The organism is Vibrio atypicus (assembly GCF_009811315.1).
Taxonomy (GTDB): Bacteria; Pseudomonadota; Gammaproteobacteria; order Enterobacterales; family Vibrionaceae; genus Vibrio; species Vibrio atypicus.
This window is the reverse complement of sequence record NZ_BLID01000005.1, coordinates 106,220-122,689: the sequence shown is the minus strand read 5'-3', so window position 1 is coordinate 122,689 and position 16,470 is coordinate 106,220. Positions and strand designations below refer to the sequence as shown.

Genomic DNA, 16,470 nt, shown 5'->3' with positions numbered 1-16,470 from the left:
CTACAGCCCTCTCTCTTTAATCCATTCACGGACCTTGATTCCTGGTTCGATGCCACTCACACCAGACATAATGATTTGATCGCCATTTCCTAAGCCATTTTGCACTTGGCGTTTATCATTCAAAGTCACAGCGGCTTTCGCTACAATACCTTGGTCATCAACACGCCAAACGTAAGTTTGTCCTTGTTCTTCAAACAAAGCAGACTCAGGAATTCTTGTTGCACCTGTTGATTCAACCGCGACGTGTACCGAACCCGCCATACCAGGCAAAATTCCATTGTCTTCAGGGCGCTCCATAATCATGGTGACTTTGTATGAGCCCGTTTTAGGATCGGCTTCAGTATCAATTTCTTGGAACGTTAACTCATACTGATTACTTGGGAAGGCATCAAACGTCATCATGGCATTTAAATTTATACCGCTAGAAAAACGACTTAGGAGATAATCCGGTAATTGGAAAATAACCTTCATCAGTTGATCGGTTTGAATGTTTAATACACCTGATTTCGCTGCGATATACTCATGATTCTCAGCTGGGACAAGAGAAACGGTGCCCTCATACGGAGCAACCAGTTTGGTATAGCGAAGGTTTGCTTGTGCTTGCTCTAGGGTTGCTCGAGCGGAATTATGGTTTGCTTTCGCTTGATCAAAATCTTGCTCTGAAACCACTTTGTCTTTTCTTAGCTTTTTGTAGCGTTGATACTGAACATCTGCCAATTTGAACTGTGCTTCAGCTTGTTTCGCTAAGAGGGTGTACTCATCAGGGTTAAGTGAAGCCAGGACATCCCCTTTTGCTACTTTTTGGCCAGCAACGACATCAATAGATTGAAGCTGACCTGGCACTCTAAATGCCAAGACTGCTTTATCTCCAGCTTCTGAAGTGGCAGGAAAATGTCGTTCAAAAGTGGCATTACCAACAGAAACAGTGAAGAGCTTTGCAGGCCGAGAATCGGGCTCTGGTACAGGAGGAAGCTCCTTACCACATCCACCGATAAGAGTGGCTGTGGCGAGAAGCCAAACTGATTTGTGCATATTCAATCATCCAATTATCACGATTAGTAACAAAGATAGATGATTGGTAACATGACTTCCACAGTAGTTGGGCTAAAAAGTTATTAAAATTAATAATTTGCTACAATAATAACAGCCCATGTCTCAATCTAGAGTTATAAGTTCTTAAACTCACGATTGACTTTGAATGCATCTGAAGTCACATATGCTTCCATTGAACGGACATTGGTTTCTAGATAGTCAAAATCTCTCTCTAGCGTACTCAATAGTGCTTCTGGTGTTTGTCCTTGCTCCCAAGGCTTGCTTTTAAGTTTGTGCTCTTGCTTACTCTTAATAGACTCAACATAGTTAGCAGGTTGCTTCTCTAGCATTAGAGTCATCGCAGCGTAAGCAAGCAAAACGAGGAAGCTACCACCGAGTAAGGCTGCTGATATCACTAGGATACGAACTAACCATACTTCAATACCAAAGTAATTCGCTAATCCGGCGCAGACCCCAGAAATTTTTCCATTCGCGGTATCACGGTATAACTCTCGCTTACTCATAACGACGTCTCCATTCCGGTGATTCAGAATCTAAAATGCGTTCCAGTGTATTTACGCGCTTTTGCATTTGCTCTGCTCGCTCCGACAATGACTGCAAGCGCTGAAAATCTTCTTCAGACAAACCACCAGCAGCTCTTTTCTTACTACGGTAATGAAGCACAAGCCACAATGGAGCAACAAAGATCAAAAATACAATTAGAGGTCCTGCGATAAGAAATGACGACATAAGTAACTCCTACTTTTAAGGCATCGAGAGTCAATAGATGAATAAGGGTACCTAGAACCAAGGCATTCCAGCTTTGGCCCTAGGTAGGCAGTGTTTATTATCGAGAGAGTTATTTCTTCTCTTCCATTTGCTGCTTAAGTTTTGCTAGCTCTTGTTCAATTTCATCTTGAGCCTGTAGTTCTGCAAACTCTTGATCTAGGCTCTTAGCATTGCCTGTTTTTGAATACACATCCGCTTCCGCTTCTAGCTCATCAATCTTACGCGAAAACTGCTCAAACTTCGCCATAGCTTCAGAGGTACGAGCCGTATGTAGATGCTTTTGAACATCACGACGGTTAGATGCCGCTTGAGAGCGAATTGCTAATGCTTGCTGCTTAGCACGTGTTTCTGTGATTTTGCTTTCTAACTTACCAATTTCGCCAGTCAGTTTTTCGATTGTTTCTTCAACTAACGTTTGTTCAGTATGAAGACCTTTCAATACGTCTTGCAGTTTTTGCTTTTCAATCAAAGCGGAACGAGCAAGATCTTCTCTTTGTTTGGTAAGAGCCAATGTTGCTTTGTTTTGCCATTCAACAATTTGGTCTTCTAACGCTTCGACTTTACGTGCCAATTCTTTTTTATCAGCGATTGCTTTCGCTGAGTTGGTACGTACTTCAACTAACGTATCTTCCATTTCTTGAATGATAAGGCGAATCATTTTTTCAGGGTCTTCAGCTTTATCAAGTAGTGCGCTGATGTTTGAATTTACAATGTCCGCGAATCGAGAAAAAATACCCATAGCACAGCTCCTTCATTTAATTGGCATTAATGCCGCTAGTGTTGTTTGGTGTTCTCATCTTGGTTTATAGTATTCCAAGATGCATGCCAACTTTTAAATCATTTCATATCAATAACTTACGAAAACACCTCTTGCATAGCAGCGTCAAGTGTGATGAATTTAACCAACAGTAGGTAAAATTAACCAACGGAAGGTCACCATGCAACAAAACCTGATTGGCGAGTCTCCCGCCTTTTTAGCGGTTCTTGATAAAGTGTCAAAGCTCGCGGCGATCGAGCGCCCTATATTAATCATCGGCGAGCGTGGTACCGGTAAGGAGCTTATTGCTCAACGATTACATTACTTATCTAAGCGTTGGGATCAATCTTTAATCTCTCTCAACTGCTCGACTCTTAGTGAGGGGTTGATTGATTCTGAGCTATTTGGACACGAGCAAGGCGCATTCACCGGCTCGAAAGGTCGACATAAAGGTCGATTTGAGCGAGCGGAAAACGGCACACTTTTTCTTGATGAACTGGCAACCGCTCCCCTCTTGGTTCAAGAAAAGCTGTTACGCGTTATTGAGTATGGTCAATATGAGCGTGTAGGTGGTCATGAACTGCTTAACGCCAACGTTCGCTTAGTCTGCGCTACAAACGCTAACTTACCTGAAATGGCTAAAAACGGTGATTTCCGCGCTGACTTACTGGATAGATTAGCGTTTGATGTTATTCAATTACCTCCGCTAAGAGAGCGTAAAGAAGATATCTTGCTGCTTGCAGAATACTACGCGATCAAGATGTGCCGTGAGCTAGGCTTTGAGTACTTTGTTGGCTTTAGCCTAGACGCACAACAAAGCTTAGTAGATTACCCTTGGCCAGGTAACGTCCGTGAGTTAAAAAACGTTATCGAGCGTGCTGTCTATCAACATGGCCAACAAGACGCACCGATTGAAAACATGGTTTTTGACCCCTTCGCTGCTGAGTGGCATCAAGAGCCAGAAACCGAAGCAACAAGCGTAGAAAATGCATCAATCAACTTCACTTTTCCACTCAATTATAAGCAGTGGCAAGAAGAGCAAGACCTACAGATCCTCAACGCAGTTTTAGAAGAAAGTAAATTCAATCAAAGAAAAGCTGCTCAGTTGCTAGACTTAAGTTATCACCAACTCAGGGGCATGGTTCGTAAATATAATCTGACCAATCCCGAGTAACAGGACAAAAGTTAAGGTTTACTTTGGTTATGAACAATAATTGATGGTAAATTAATAAGATAATAAGGCACAATGGCAGGTTCCATTGTGCTTATCGTCGGCAGTCGTTCTTTCTATGAAAGCATTCATTAAATTTACACTCAGTTTCTTCAGTTTCAGTCTATTGGTAGGCTGTGGCGAAGCTATTGATCATGACAAAGTTCGCCAACAAGGTTTTGTTTATTGCGGCCAAGGTGGTCCTAACACGTTCAACCCGCAATTAACCGATAATGGCATAACTCCAGAAACTCTTAGCCCTCAGCTGTTTGATACCTTGCTAACTATCGATCCGCAAAGCTTTGAGCCTGCGCCGAACCTGGCGACAAGTTGGAAAGCAAATAAAGCAGGAACAGAGTACATCTTCAAGCTACGCGATGACGTTGCCTTTCAGACAACAGCTTGGTTTACACCCACTCGCACCTTAACAGCAGATGATGTCGTATTTAGCTTTCGTCGCTTAATCGACTCTTCTAACCCATTCCATTACGTGGGTGGTGGTCTCTATCCTTGGTTTAACGGGATAGATTTTCAAAACCTCGTCATCGATATCGTTCCGTTATCAAACAACCGCGTCAAGTTCACCTTGAGCCGCCCGGATAATTCGTTCTTATCGAATATCGCCACTAGTCATGCGGTGATCCACTCTAAAGAGTATGCCGATCATCTCATCCTGATAGACGAGAAAAACCAGCTAGATAGTCTTCCTGTTGGTACCGGACCATTTTTTCTAGCTGAATATCAAATCAATGATTTCATTCGCTTAAAGCAGCATCCTAACTACTGGAGGGGTAAAGCCAAAATGGGTCAAGTGGTGTTTGATATTTCAAACCGAGGCACAGGTACCCTTGCGAAATTACTTCGTGAAGAGTGCGACATTCTCAATGCACCGCTTTCAAGCCAACTGCCGATTATTGAGCAGCGTGACAATATTGAGTTGACCGCAAAGCCTGCTATGAACATTTCATTCATCGCAGTCAATACCTCTCACCCTGCACTTAATGATTCTCGGGTGAGAAAGGCACTCAATTACGCCATTAACCGACAAAACATCTTGGACTCGGTTTATTACGGCACTGGAAGTCAAGCATACTCAGTCTTGCCTCCGTCATCTTGGGCTTATCAAAAAGATGCCACTCAGCTTCGTTATGATCGAAACTACGCGATCGCTCTATTGCGTGAAGCAGGGTTTAGCAAAGGGTTAGAACTCACGATGTCCGTTCCAGTAGAACCCCGCGCATATAATCCAAGCCCGAGAAAAACGGCAGAACTCATTCAAGCCAATTTAGCCGATGTCGGTATTACCTTGAACTTAATGACAGATGAACGCTATTCCCGCCTCGATGCGAATCAAAACATCGACCTGTATTTAACGGGTTGGATTGCAAATACCGGCGATCCAGATAGTTTCTTCCGTCCACTACTCTCTTGTGATTCAAAACGAGTCGGACTTAACGTATCAAGTTGGTGTAATCCTGACTTTGATTTCTTGTTAGATCTAGCGTTAGAGGTCGATAAAAAACGTTATCGTCTTAACCTCTATAAACAAGCGCAAAATATTCTGAATGAAGAATTTCCTGTAATACCACTTAATCACGGCATGCAACTACAAGCGCAACATTCGTCGCTGAAAGGATTTAAAGTGAGCCCATTTAACGCGCAACCTTTTGACCACGTAGAGAGGGTTCATTAATGTTCCTCTATACTGTTAGGCGCCTTAATCTATTCATTATCACCATGCTAATTTTAACCATGGTGGGTTTTAGCATTTTACGCTTAGCGCCTAATTCAGCATGGGCGATACAAGATTTCTGGACGGGCTGGTTAACTTACTTAGGCGAGTTAATGCAACTTAACTTTGGAGTCAATCGCTTTGGTGTTCCTATCATCGATGAGTTGCTGATTGTCTTCCCTGCCACATTAGAGCTTTGTTTCATCGCTTTTATTTTGTCGCTGCTGATCGGCATTCCGATTGGTACATTAGCAGGTATGAAGCAAGGCAAGTGGGTCGATACCTTCATCTCTTTTACCTCTATGTCTGGTTATTCTGCGCCGCTATTTTGGGTCGCGTTATTGATGATCATGGTGTTTTCTCTGCACTTCGAAATGTTTCCTGTCGCAGGGCGCTACGATCTGCTCTACCAAATTGATCATGTCACCGGATTTGCCTTAATAGACGCATTCTTTGCTGACGGGCCTTATCGCGCCCATGCACTACAAAGCGTCATTGAACATTTGATTTTACCATGCTTGGTTCTTGCCCTTGCACCAACAACTCAGGTCATTGGCCTAATGCGAACCTCTGTCGCTGAAGTCATGGGGCAAAACTATATTCGTGCAGCACGAATCAAAGGTTTATCGACCAGAGAAATCGTTACACAACATGTGTTAAGAAATGCCATTCCTCCGATTATTCCAAAAATTGGCGTCCAACTATCCAGTATGCTGACACTAGCGATTATCACTGAGTCCATCTTCAACTGGCCTGGTATTGGTCGATGGCTACTCGATGCACTGTCAAACCAAGACTATATCGCTATTCAAGCTGGAGTCATTGTTGTTGCAACACTGGTATTAACCGCAAATATCTTATCCGATCTGATCGGTGCTATGGTTAACCCACTAGTAAGGAAGGAATGGTATGCTAACCGATAACATTTATCAGGAAGAGCAAGTACCAACCCAGTTTGAGCGATTCTGGCGTAGCTTCCGTTCAAATAATTTGGCTATGTTCGGCTTATGGTGTTTAGGCTTAATCGTCTTAATAACCCTAGTCTCACCATGGGTCACCCCGCATGATCCTCAAGCGCAAACCGGTGAGCTATTGATTCCTCCGTCATGGAACCCAGCAGGAACCGTAGAGTACTTTTTAGGGACGGATGACTTAGGCCGAGATATTCTTTCTCGCTTAATCTCAGGATCTCAATACACGTTTGGTGCTGCATTGATTATTACTGCAGTCGCTGGTGCAATCGGCTGTGCTATTGGTATTCTTGCCGGGATGACGAAAGGGCTCGTATCAAGTACTTTGAATCACCTACTAGATACAGTGATGTCTATCCCATCGCTGTTATTGGCGATTATTTTTGTCGCTTTCTTAGGCTTTGGTGAGTTCAATATTCTACTTGCGATCTGTTTGGCCTTGATTCCGCGTTTTATTCGTTCAGTCTACATTGCGGTCCATACCGAAGTTGAAAAAGACTACATCATGGCCGCTCGTCTTGATGGTGCTAACGATTTTTACTTACTTTGGAACTCGATCTTACCCAATATTTTGGTCGTCATTGCTTCCGAGATCACCTTGGCTTTATCTATCGCTATTCTTGATATCACTGCACTGGGTTTCCTTGGACTAGGGGCACAAGCGCCTAGCACTGAATGGGGAGCGATTCTTGGTGATTCAGTTGAGCTTATTTACTTAGCCCCTTGGACTGTGACTTTACCTGGCCTTGCGATCATGTTTACCGTTATTGTCATTAACTTAGTTGGCGAAGGCGTTCGCCAAGCCTTAAATGCGGGGATCGAATAATGCCGTTACTTGATATTCGACACCTCACGATCGAAATCGAAACACCGCAAGGAATGATGAAAGCGGTAGATCGAATGAGTTTGACTTTAAATGAAGGTGAAATTCGTGGACTGGTAGGTGAATCCGGATCTGGAAAAAGCTTAGTTGCGAAAGCGATTGTTGGCGTTTGTAAAGACAATTGGAAAGTGACCGCTGACCGTATGCGTTTGGGCAATATCGATCTACTTCAGTTGACACCTCGGGAGCGTAGACGAGTCATTGCTCGCGATATTGCAATGATTTTCCAAGAGCCTTCTACTTGTTTGGATCCTTCAGAAGAAGTAGGCAGGCAGCTTATCGAAGCGATTCCATCCAAGTCGTTTGACGGCAAATGGTGGGAGCGATTTAAATGGCGTAAAAAACAAGCCATTGCGCTATTGCATAAAGTGGGTATCAAAAACCACCAGCAAATCATGAGCAGTTATCCTTACGAGCTGACTGACGGTGAGTGCCAGAAGATCATGATTGCGATGGCCATTGCGGCTAAGCCTAAGCTATTGATTGCTGATGAACCAACCAATGACCTTGACCCCATCACTCAATCGCAAATTTTGCGTCTATTGAGCCGAATGAACCAAGTTCACAATACTTCGATCATGCTGATAGGCCACGATCTCACAACAATTACTCAATGGGCTAATCGCATCACTGTGATGTATTGCGGACAATCCGTTGAGTCGGCGGATACCAAAAAGCTACTGACTAAACCAAAGCATCCATATACCGTTGCTCTTCTGAAAGCGATGCCAGATTTTAACGATTGGATCCCTCACAAAGAGAAGCTTCAGTCACTGCCTGGCTCTATTCCTCCTTTGCAGCACCTTCCTATTGGTTGCCGCTTAGGCCCACGTTGCCCGTATGCGCAGCGTCAGTGTGTTGAAATACCGATGACAAAACGAATTAAGAACCATAAGTTTGCTTGCCACTTCCCACTTAACATGGAGAAGAAAAAAGCATGAGTGCTCTATTAGAAGTTAACGACTTATCCAAGAATTTTATAACGCGCTCTGGTCTATTTCGCAAAAAGGTGCATCAAGCCGTTAAGCCAGTTAGCTTTACTTTGGAAGCGGGCCAAACCATTGGTTTTATTGGCCAAAATGGTTCAGGAAAGTCAACGCTGGCACGTATGCTTGCGGGGGTTGTGGAACCTACACAAGGCGAGATACGAGTCAACGGTGAACTGCTGTCGCACAAGGATTACGAGACGCGTTGTAAACTGATCCGGATGATATTCCAAGATCCAAATACGTCACTCAATCCAAGAATTCAAATTGGCCGAATCCTTGAAGGACCGCTAAAGCGAAATACCAGTATGCCACCAGAAGCTCGTATGAAGCGTGTTAAAGATACGCTTCTACGTGTTGGTTTACTGCCAGAACATGCGTATTTCTATCCTCAAATGCTAGCAACAGGGCAAAAGCAGCGTGTTTGTCTAGCCCGAGCGTTAATTCTTCAGCCTTCAATCATTGTGGCAGACGAAGCGCTTAACGGTTTGGATATGGCGATGCGCTCACAGATCATCAACCTCTTTTTAGAACTACAAGAAGAGATGGGGGTTTCCTTTATTTATGTATCTCAGCATATTGGCGTTGTGAAGCACATTACAGACAAAGTGATGGTGATGCATGAAGGGGAAGTGGTTGAAAGCGGCGACACTCAACAAATCCTCTCCTGCCCTGAACATATTATTACTCAGCGTTTGGTCGAGAGTCACTTCAACAAATCGACCTGCTTCAAATAGGTGAACAGATGCTAAGGAAGGCTCTGCTAGCGCTCACTCTTTTTATCTCTCCTTTTGGTCTAGCCTATGAAATACAACAAACATGGCTAGACCCTAAGTTTGTCGAACGCGCCTTTATTGATGTCGCGTTGAAGCGTGAGTATTCACCAGGTGATTGGGCGCTAATAAAATGGCAACAACCCGTAAAAATATGGGTCGATCACCGAGTGAGTGACATCGACATGCACGACGAACTCACTAACGCTCATATTGAACACTTAAGCCGCATTACAGGTCACCCGATTCAGCGGGTAAAATCAAGGGATAGAGCTAATGTCATTTGGCTATACACTCAAGAGTCTGAGTGGCGAGATGATGTTAAAAGAGAAATCGGGTCTTCCGCGCTCAAAAATATGCATGGAGCAATATGCAAAGCTGGCTATCGGCTCAACGCAAAAAACAACTCCATTGCGTCTGCCGCTATCATTATTCCAGTCGATCAAGCTCGAGAACACGGCAAATTATTGGCTTGTATTGTCGAGGAAATTGCTCAAGTCATGGGGCTACCTAATGATGCAGAAACAGCTTTCCCCTCCATATTTAATGATGAAACACCTGAAGACTTACTATCACCGCTCGACATTATTTTGCTTAAAATCTTATATGAACCAAGCTTAAAACCAGGAATGAAGGAAGCCGACGTGCGACCTCGCCTACAAGCTATTATTAAACGCTATCAACAACAAGGCATTCTCAACCGCGCGGTATCTGATGCTAAATCAGGTGAGCTATATCAATTAATTGGATATTAGGAAGGCCACAATGTCATTGCAAAAACGGACGATTAGACCTCTCCTTACATGGTTGTTCATTTTTATTGCAGCTGCGCATTGCTTGCTCACACAAACACATTACTTCCTCAATGCCGATGTCGCGTTTCTCACCCAAATGGCGCTGTTCGGCCAAAATGGTGACTTATATACGCAACACTATGAGATAAATCCACCACTCATTGTATTTATCTACCGTCTTTTTCTTATACCTTTTGAGTTAGGTTGGTTGGCAGGAGTGGCATCACTTCGCGTTAGCATGGTCATCTATTTGCTACTTGTTTTTGTAGGCTGTCATTATTATTTAGCCAAACTTAACACCGAGAAAACCGAACTTTGGTTACTCGCAATTGCTTTAAGCTTGCTATTTGTTTTACCCGCAGCCTTTTTACAACGTGAGCACATCATCGCAGCCGCTATGATGCTGTATCTGTGTATGATGTTGTGTCGTCTAGAACGGCGTCAGACGTCTATCTTCATTAGGGCCACAACCGCAACACTAGCCGCCCTAGCCGTTTGTCTGAAGCCTCAGTACGGTTTAGTACTCATCCTGCTTGAATTGTATTACCTAGCCAAAGAGAGGCGCTTAGCGTTGCTATTTCGCTGGGAAAACATCCTTATCACATTGATTGGCGCTAGTTACGTAAGCTATGTGTATTTCGCTCATCCATACTATTTTCAGGCAGTCGCGCCATTAGCCTCAAAAACCTATATCGCCTATTTCGAGCAAACCACCAATCTACTGCTTCGGACGCTGCTATTGCTCTTACTTCTCCTACTGCCTTTTCGTTATCTAAAAGCTCGAGTTCAAAATCCAAGGATGATCAACGGGTTTTATCTAGTTGTGTTTGCAGCGCTCGGGGCTTTTCTTGCGGGTAGAGCGGGCTTTAGTTATCACTTAGTACTCTCTTTCACTGTACTTTCTACATTAGTCTTAGCGAGTCTATTTTTTGCTTTATATGAATTCGTTACGCGTCCTTACTGGAAGCAAGCCATACCATGCGGCTTTTTTATCGCCGTATTACTCTTTATTCGCCATTTTCACTTTATTGATGTCGACCCGGTGAATTATCCGCGAGCTGTCAATCAACTAATGGCACAAAACAACGAGCTACCCACTGCTCCTATCGAATTCGAGTCATACAAAAATATTTACGATGCCGTACGACAACAAACTTCGCCCCATTCGAATATTTACGTTTTTGGCGCTCGGCTCTTCCCCGCTCATTCGATCGCGATTCACCTTGATCAAAAATGGATTGGTCGATTTCCTGTTCTTTGGGCGCTACCAGAAACGCTCAAAGAAGCTGATAAACAAGAAAACAAACAAAGGATTGAGTGGATTGCCCAAACTGTCGCAGAAGACATTACCAATGGAAAACCTGAGGTGATTTTAGTAGAAAAGAGTGAAACGCTATTAAGATACCCAAACGGTTTTGATTTTATTGAACACTTTGAGCAAAACCCATCATTTACTAAAGCTTTTGAACCCTATCAACAAATCGAGATTGTCCCGTCTGTTGACAGTGATTGGGTGCTATATAAAAGAGTGACCCCATAAAAAACAAAAGCCAGTTAATGATTAACTGGCTTTCAAATAGGTTATCCGCGCTTCTTAAGTTCGAATTCAAATTCATCAGGGTAAAGCACGACTCCCTCTTCATCGTTGTTAGGGAATACCACAACGGCCAGCTCATCATCTTCAAGACCGTGAGTCCAACGACTAAACCATTTCGCGGTAGAGATCGACTCCGCTTTACAGTGTTCCCATTCGCCTGTCGCCCACTGATTCGCAAACTCTTCATGCGGCCAAACTGGCACACAATCTTCATCTTCAGTGTTTAACATCACGCAGCCATGCTCATCGGTAAGAATCCAAACTTTGCGCTGCTTAGCGATCTCTTTGATACAGTAGTTCAGACGCTCTTCTGAGCGCATTTTGTTTACTGTTTCTAGCTGTTCTTTAGATAGTGACTCAGACATCGGCTTCTCCACATCTTTTTAGTAACAATAAAAGAAACGCCCATGGCAAAAACCATGGGCGTTGAAAATAGACAAATTGGATAGTCTTACACTAGCTCAGCTTGTAGCCAAGGCCAGCCTTGCTTCTTACGGCTTAGTGTATTTTCCATCATAAGCATGCCGTTTTCTTCATGCTTAACAAGTTTCTCAGCCCACTCACCTTTGTATAGTAGACGAGTTTGAGCAGTAGTGATGTCCGTTAGCATCACAGCTGCGAATGCTAGACCTTCTTCTGCACAGCGACGCTCTAGATCGGCTTCTAGCGCATCAATCATGCCGTCAACTTGCTCTAGAGTTGCTAGTTCAACTTGGCCAACAACAACATCGCGACCATTGAATGGGTAGCCTTTAAGGTCTTTTTCAACCAGTTCAGCCGCAGATAGGCCTTCGATGTTTGTTTTAGCAATCAAAAGATCTTTGATGAATGCATCAACGTCACATACGTCTGCAATTTTTGCTAGTTCTTCAACTGCATCTTTATCTTTTTGAGTGCAAGTCGGAGAAGCAAAACCTACGGTGTCAGAAAGAATCGCTGACATCATTAGCTTAGCGATCTGAGGAGAGATCTCGTGACCTTCGATTTTGAACATGTTGAAAAGTACTGTGTTAGTACAGCCAACAGGCCAGATCCACGCTTCCATTGGGTTCACTGTCATCACATCACCTAAACGGTGGTGATCAACAATGCCTAAGATTTCAGATTCAGCCACATCATCTGGTGCTTGCGCTAGATCTGAGTAGTCTACCAACCAAATCTTCTCACCTGCAACAGAGGTACGAAGTTCTGGCACTTCAGCGCCTGCAACTTCAAGAATGTGTTGAGTTTCACGGTTGATTTCGCCTTGGCGAATTGGCATAGCTTGTTCACCACGAGCTTTCAAAAGCTCAGTCGCTACTAATGCACTACAGATACTATCACTATCAGGGTTCTTGTGACCTACTACTAGAATCATCTTATTTCCTATCGACTAAAATAGGCCCTTTCAGGGCAAATTACTCACGAAGGCGTTACTTTACCTGATTTTTGAGATTTGTCATGGTTTAGCAAAAAGAAAAATACCTCTATCAACTTTTTGTTGCAAATTGTCGCAACTATACTATATTGATAATCATTCTCATTTGTATTTACAGCATTATGAACGCACTTCAACTCTCTAGTATTCTGCCCTCTTGGCTCTCATTTACGCAGTTTAAGCCTGCATATAAACGCTTACTGCTGCCTATTACACTGCTCGCACTCGTTATGAGCAATACGACTCGTGATGTCACGATCAATACATTGTCTGATGCATTTTGGGCTGTATCATCTTATGTCGCTTTCACTTTAGCTATTTATCATTACCTCTCTTTGTTCGTGAATAAAGAGAGCAAAATCGTTAATCTCTATCAAAGCTCACGCCATTATCAAGTCATGTTCGCCGCATTACTTGGTGCATTACCGGGTTGTGGTGGGGCGATCATTGTTACAACACAGTTTGTCAGTGGTCGAGTTGGCTTTGGCGCTATTGTTGCGGTATTGACTTCGACAATGGGTGACGCTGCATTCTTGCTTCTTGCCAGTAAACCCGACATTGGCTTAGCTGTCGTGGCAATGGGGGTGGTAGTCGGCTGCATTTCAGGCTGGTCAGTAAATGCGATTCACAATGACGACTTCCAACGACCAGAAGCCAAAGCAATATCCCATCGATTTAGTTGCGCTAAAGGGCAACACAATCCAGTTGAGAAAAAAGCCATCAACTTACAAGGTGCGTTTTGGAAATGGCTATTATTACCCGCGACGATTATTGCAGCCTTAGGGTCGTTTCAAGTCGACATCAATCAATTGCTGGGCTTGCCTGAAATGGGAATTGAGTGGATAGGCGCCGTGCTAATTATTGTTAGCATGTTACTTTGGTCTGTGACTAAAGAGATCAAAGATTACGAGTCGACGGTATCTGAAGACATCAAGCAGGTTTCTTCACACCCTTTGCAAAAAGCAGCACAAGACACCAACTTTGTCACCGCTTGGGTTATTTTGGCTTTCATGGCATTTGAGCTCATTACTTTCTTTGGCCACATTAATTTAGCCGAAACGTTTTCTGGTTGGGGAATGTGGATGCCACTTATGGGATTGGTGGTTGGCTTGCTACCAGGCTGTGGCCCGCAGATACTGGTTACAAGTTTGTATATTTCGGGTGCGGCTCCGCTGTCTGCTCAGCTTGCTAACTCAATTTCAAACGATGGTGATGCACTATTCCCTGCCATTGCTCTTGCTCCTAAAGCGGCATTAGTTGCGACCATTTACTCAGCGATCCCGGCTTTCATTGTTGGTTACAGTTATTACTTTCTGTTCGAAATCTAATGAAGAATATGAGAAACAAAAACGCCCTCATTCGAGGGCGTTTGTATTAATTGTTATTTATGGCGCTCTTTCAGCTTATTAATGACATCATTCATCGACAAACCTTGATCTTGCAACAGAACCATCAAGTGATAAATCAGGTCGGCTGACTCACACACTAGCTCCGCCTTATCGCCCGACGTCGCCGCAAGCGCGACTTCAACGCCTTCTTCACCCACTTTCTGCGAAATGCGTTTGGTGCCACGAGCATAAAGACTCGCGGTGTAGGAAGAGTCTGGATCGGCACTCTTGCGGGCAGCCAATAGCTGCTCAAGTTGATGAAGCCACACCATTTGTGATTCTTCTTGTGAATCACCATCCCAACATGTCGTTGTACCCGTATGGCAAGTCGGCCCAATTGGGTTCACTTTTACGAGCAGCGTATCGTTATCACAATCAAGAGAGATATTCTTGAGCTGAAGAACATTGCCCGACGTTTCACCTTTAGTCCACAAGCGCTCTTTCGTACGTGAGAAAAACGTTACCTGACCTGTTTGGCCGGTTTTAGCCAACGCATCTTGATTCATGTAACCCATCATTAACACTTGGCTAGACTGAAAATCTTGCACAATAGCTGGAATTAGGCCATCTACCTTATCCCAATTAATTCTTTCTGACAGTGTACTTACTTCCGCGGTAGCAAAACTCATACTCGCACCTCTACACCCTGTTGTTTTAAATACTGTTTCAGTTCACCAATATTGATGACTTGCTTGTGGAAAACAGACGCCGCTAGTGCACCATCCACATTGGTTTTGTTATAGGCTTCAGCGAAATGCTCCATTGCCCCCGCACCACCAGAGGCAATCAGAGGGACGTTACACACTTCTCTCACCATATTGAGTTGTTCGATATCATAGCCGTTGCGTACACCATCTTGGTTCATCATATTCAACACGATTTCACCAGCGCCGCGCTTTTGCACTTCTTGAACCCAATCCTTTGTCTCCCACTTAGTTGCCTTAGTGCGAGCCTCATCTCCAGTAAACTGATAGACCTGATATTTGCCTGTTTCTTTATCGAAGTACGAGTCAATGCCAACTACAATACACTGAACGCCAAACTTATCGGCAAGTTCTGTGATCAGTTCTGGGTTCGCCAAAGCCGGAGAGTTAATCGATACTTTATCCGCCCCGAACTCTAGAATTCGAGCAGCGTCTTCAGCTGACTTAATTCCACCCGCGACACAAAAGGGAATATCAATCACTTCTGCAACGCGCTTTACCCAGCTTTTATCAACAACACGTCCGTCACTCGAGGCCGTGATGTCATAAAACACGAGCTCGTCTGCCCCTTCTTCAGCATATCGCTGTGCTAAAGGAACAATGTCACCGATAATTTCGTGGTTGCGGAATTGAACACCTTTAACGACTTGCCCGTCACGCACATCCAAACATGGAATTATTCGCTTTGCCAACATGCAAATGCCTCCTCTGCGGTAAATTTACCGTCCAGTAATGCTCGGCCTACAATCACGCCTGCAACACCACTGCCTTTTAGCGCTTCAATATCCGCTAAAGAGCCAATGCCACCTGAAGATTGGAATTGCACTTGAGGGTATTGCTTACATAAGTCAACGTAGAGCTCTACGTTAGAACCTTCCAATGTGCCATCTCTTGAGATATCCGTACACAATACATGCTTCAAGCCAACGGTGAGATAATCATTGATAAGCGCTTCGATTGTCACGCCGGAATCTTCCTGCCAACCTGAAATCGCCACTTTGCGAACACCTTCGGAATCGATATTGATATCTAACGCCAGAACGATCTTCTCCGGACCATACTTTTCCATCCAACCTTTTACCAATTCAGGCTGTTTAACTGCGGTTGAACCCACAACCACACGTTGCGCGCCTGCTTCAAGCAGATCAACGACGTCTTGTTCACTGCGAACGCCACCGCCAATCTGAATGTTTGCCGGTGTACTGGCGAGTAATTTTGCGATTAGGTCGAGTTGACGGGCAGTAGTATCTTTCGCCCCGGTCAAATCTACCAAGTGAAGCCAGTTAGCCCCAGCTTGGTGGTAGAGATTAAATTGCTCGGCAGGATCAACTTTGTATTCTGTCACTTGTCCGTAGTCACCCTGATATAAGCGAACTACCTGACCTTCGATTAAATCTAATGCTGGAATAATCACTGAACTATTTCCCTTTGATTCTT

Annotated in this window: 18 protein-coding genes; 9 read left to right on the top strand and 9 right to left on the bottom strand. The window is 44.0% G+C overall.

Annotated features, from left to right (window positions below; translation table 11 throughout):
- The 4 genes from GVO60_RS12335 to pspA form a co-directional block, all read right to left on the bottom strand.
- Positions 1-1,032, bottom strand: coding sequence for an efflux RND transporter periplasmic adaptor subunit (locus GVO60_RS12335; protein WP_159654448.1), 1,032 nt, complete (start codon positions 1,030-1,032; stop codon positions 1-3).
- Between the two features lie 134 nt (positions 1,033-1,166).
- Entirely contained in the window at positions 1,167-1,556 is a 390-nt protein-coding gene (gene pspC, locus GVO60_RS12330) for an envelope stress response membrane protein PspC (protein ID WP_159654446.1), read from the bottom strand.
- Positions 1,549-1,782, bottom strand: coding sequence for an envelope stress response membrane protein PspB (pspB, locus tag GVO60_RS12325; RefSeq protein ID WP_159654444.1), 234 nt, complete (start codon positions 1,780-1,782; stop codon positions 1,549-1,551). Before pspB ends, pspC begins: the two co-directional genes overlap by 8 nt.
- Before the next feature lie 109 nt (positions 1,783-1,891).
- Positions 1,892-2,560 (bottom strand): phage shock protein PspA, encoded by a 669-nt coding sequence (gene pspA / locus GVO60_RS12320; protein WP_159654442.1) that lies wholly within the window; start codon positions 2,558-2,560, stop codon positions 1,892-1,894.
- 199 nt (positions 2,561-2,759) lie between these two features.
- Here pspA and pspF point away from each other — a divergent pair, with 199 nt between their 5' ends.
- The 8 genes from pspF (at position 2,760) to GVO60_RS12280 (ending at position 11,467) form a co-directional block, all read left to right on the top strand.
- Positions 2,760-3,752 (top strand): phage shock protein operon transcriptional activator, encoded by a 993-nt coding sequence (pspF, locus tag GVO60_RS12315; RefSeq protein ID WP_159654440.1) that lies wholly within the window; start codon positions 2,760-2,762, stop codon positions 3,750-3,752.
- A 115-nt stretch (positions 3,753-3,867) separates the two neighbouring features.
- The gene (gene sapA / locus GVO60_RS12310; protein WP_159654438.1) at positions 3,868-5,481 is read left to right on the top strand and encodes an ABC transporter substrate-binding protein SapA; all 1,614 of its coding nucleotides are present in this window, start codon (positions 3,868-3,870) and stop codon (positions 5,479-5,481) included.
- Positions 5,481-6,443 carry an ABC transporter permease gene (locus tag GVO60_RS12305; protein WP_159654436.1) on the top strand — a complete coding sequence of 321 codons (963 nt, stop codon included), beginning with the start codon at positions 5,481-5,483 and terminating at the stop codon, positions 6,441-6,443. Before sapA ends, GVO60_RS12305 begins: the two co-directional genes overlap by 1 nt.
- Positions 6,430-7,317 (top strand): putrescine export ABC transporter permease SapC, encoded by an 888-nt coding sequence (sapC, locus tag GVO60_RS12300; protein ID WP_159654434.1) that lies wholly within the window; start codon positions 6,430-6,432, stop codon positions 7,315-7,317. The genes GVO60_RS12305 and sapC overlap by 14 nt, the downstream gene beginning before the upstream one ends.
- The gene (locus GVO60_RS12295; protein WP_159654432.1) at positions 7,317-8,315 is read left to right on the top strand and encodes a peptide ABC transporter ATP-binding protein; all 999 of its coding nucleotides are present in this window, start codon (positions 7,317-7,319) and stop codon (positions 8,313-8,315) included. The genes sapC and GVO60_RS12295 overlap by 1 nt, the downstream gene beginning before the upstream one ends.
- Positions 8,312-9,097, top strand: coding sequence for a peptide ABC transporter ATP-binding protein (locus GVO60_RS12290; RefSeq protein ID WP_159654430.1), 786 nt, complete (start codon positions 8,312-8,314; stop codon positions 9,095-9,097). The genes GVO60_RS12295 and GVO60_RS12290 overlap by 4 nt, the downstream gene beginning before the upstream one ends.
- 8 nt (positions 9,098-9,105) lie before the next feature.
- The gene (locus GVO60_RS12285) at positions 9,106-9,888 is read left to right on the top strand and encodes a DUF2927 domain-containing protein (protein WP_159654428.1); all 783 of its coding nucleotides are present in this window, start codon (positions 9,106-9,108) and stop codon (positions 9,886-9,888) included.
- Between the two features lie 10 nt (positions 9,889-9,898).
- Complete coding sequence (locus tag GVO60_RS12280) at positions 9,899-11,467, top strand: hypothetical protein (RefSeq protein ID WP_159654426.1); 1,569 nt, start codon at positions 9,899-9,901, stop codon at positions 11,465-11,467.
- Positions 11,468-11,508: 41 nt separating this feature from the next.
- Here GVO60_RS12280 and GVO60_RS12275 read toward each other — a convergent pair whose 3' ends face one another.
- A complete protein-coding gene (locus tag GVO60_RS12275) occupies positions 11,509-11,889 on the bottom strand; it encodes a DUF2750 domain-containing protein (RefSeq protein ID WP_159654424.1) in 381 nt (126 codons plus the stop codon).
- An 86-nt stretch (positions 11,890-11,975) separates the two neighbouring features.
- Positions 11,976-12,881: a manganese-dependent inorganic pyrophosphatase gene (locus tag GVO60_RS12270; protein ID WP_159654422.1), complete on the bottom strand. Its 906-nt coding sequence runs from the start codon at positions 12,879-12,881 to the stop codon at positions 11,976-11,978.
- A gap of 182 nt (positions 12,882-13,063) precedes the next feature.
- On the opposite strand from GVO60_RS12270, the gene GVO60_RS12265 reads away from it, so the two are divergent.
- Positions 13,064-14,269 carry a putative manganese transporter gene (locus GVO60_RS12265; RefSeq protein ID WP_159654420.1) on the top strand — a complete coding sequence of 402 codons (1,206 nt, stop codon included), beginning with the start codon at positions 13,064-13,066 and terminating at the stop codon, positions 14,267-14,269.
- A 53-nt stretch (positions 14,270-14,322) separates the two neighbouring features.
- On the opposite strand, the gene hisIE is transcribed toward GVO60_RS12265, so the two are convergent.
- From hisIE to hisA, 3 genes are read right to left on the bottom strand one after another with little or no spacing between them, the layout of a single operon-like run.
- Complete coding sequence (gene hisIE, locus GVO60_RS12260; protein WP_159654418.1) at positions 14,323-14,958, bottom strand: bifunctional phosphoribosyl-AMP cyclohydrolase/phosphoribosyl-ATP diphosphatase HisIE; 636 nt, start codon at positions 14,956-14,958, stop codon at positions 14,323-14,325.
- A complete protein-coding gene (gene hisF, locus GVO60_RS12255; RefSeq protein WP_159654416.1) occupies positions 14,955-15,728 on the bottom strand; it encodes an imidazole glycerol phosphate synthase subunit HisF in 774 nt (257 codons plus the stop codon). The genes hisIE and hisF overlap by 4 nt, the downstream gene beginning before the upstream one ends.
- A complete protein-coding gene (hisA, locus tag GVO60_RS12250; protein ID WP_159654414.1) occupies positions 15,710-16,447 on the bottom strand; it encodes a 1-(5-phosphoribosyl)-5-[(5-phosphoribosylamino)methylideneamino]imidazole-4-carboxamide isomerase in 738 nt (245 codons plus the stop codon). The genes hisF and hisA overlap by 19 nt, the downstream gene beginning before the upstream one ends.
- Between the last annotated feature and the right edge of the window lie 23 nt (positions 16,448-16,470).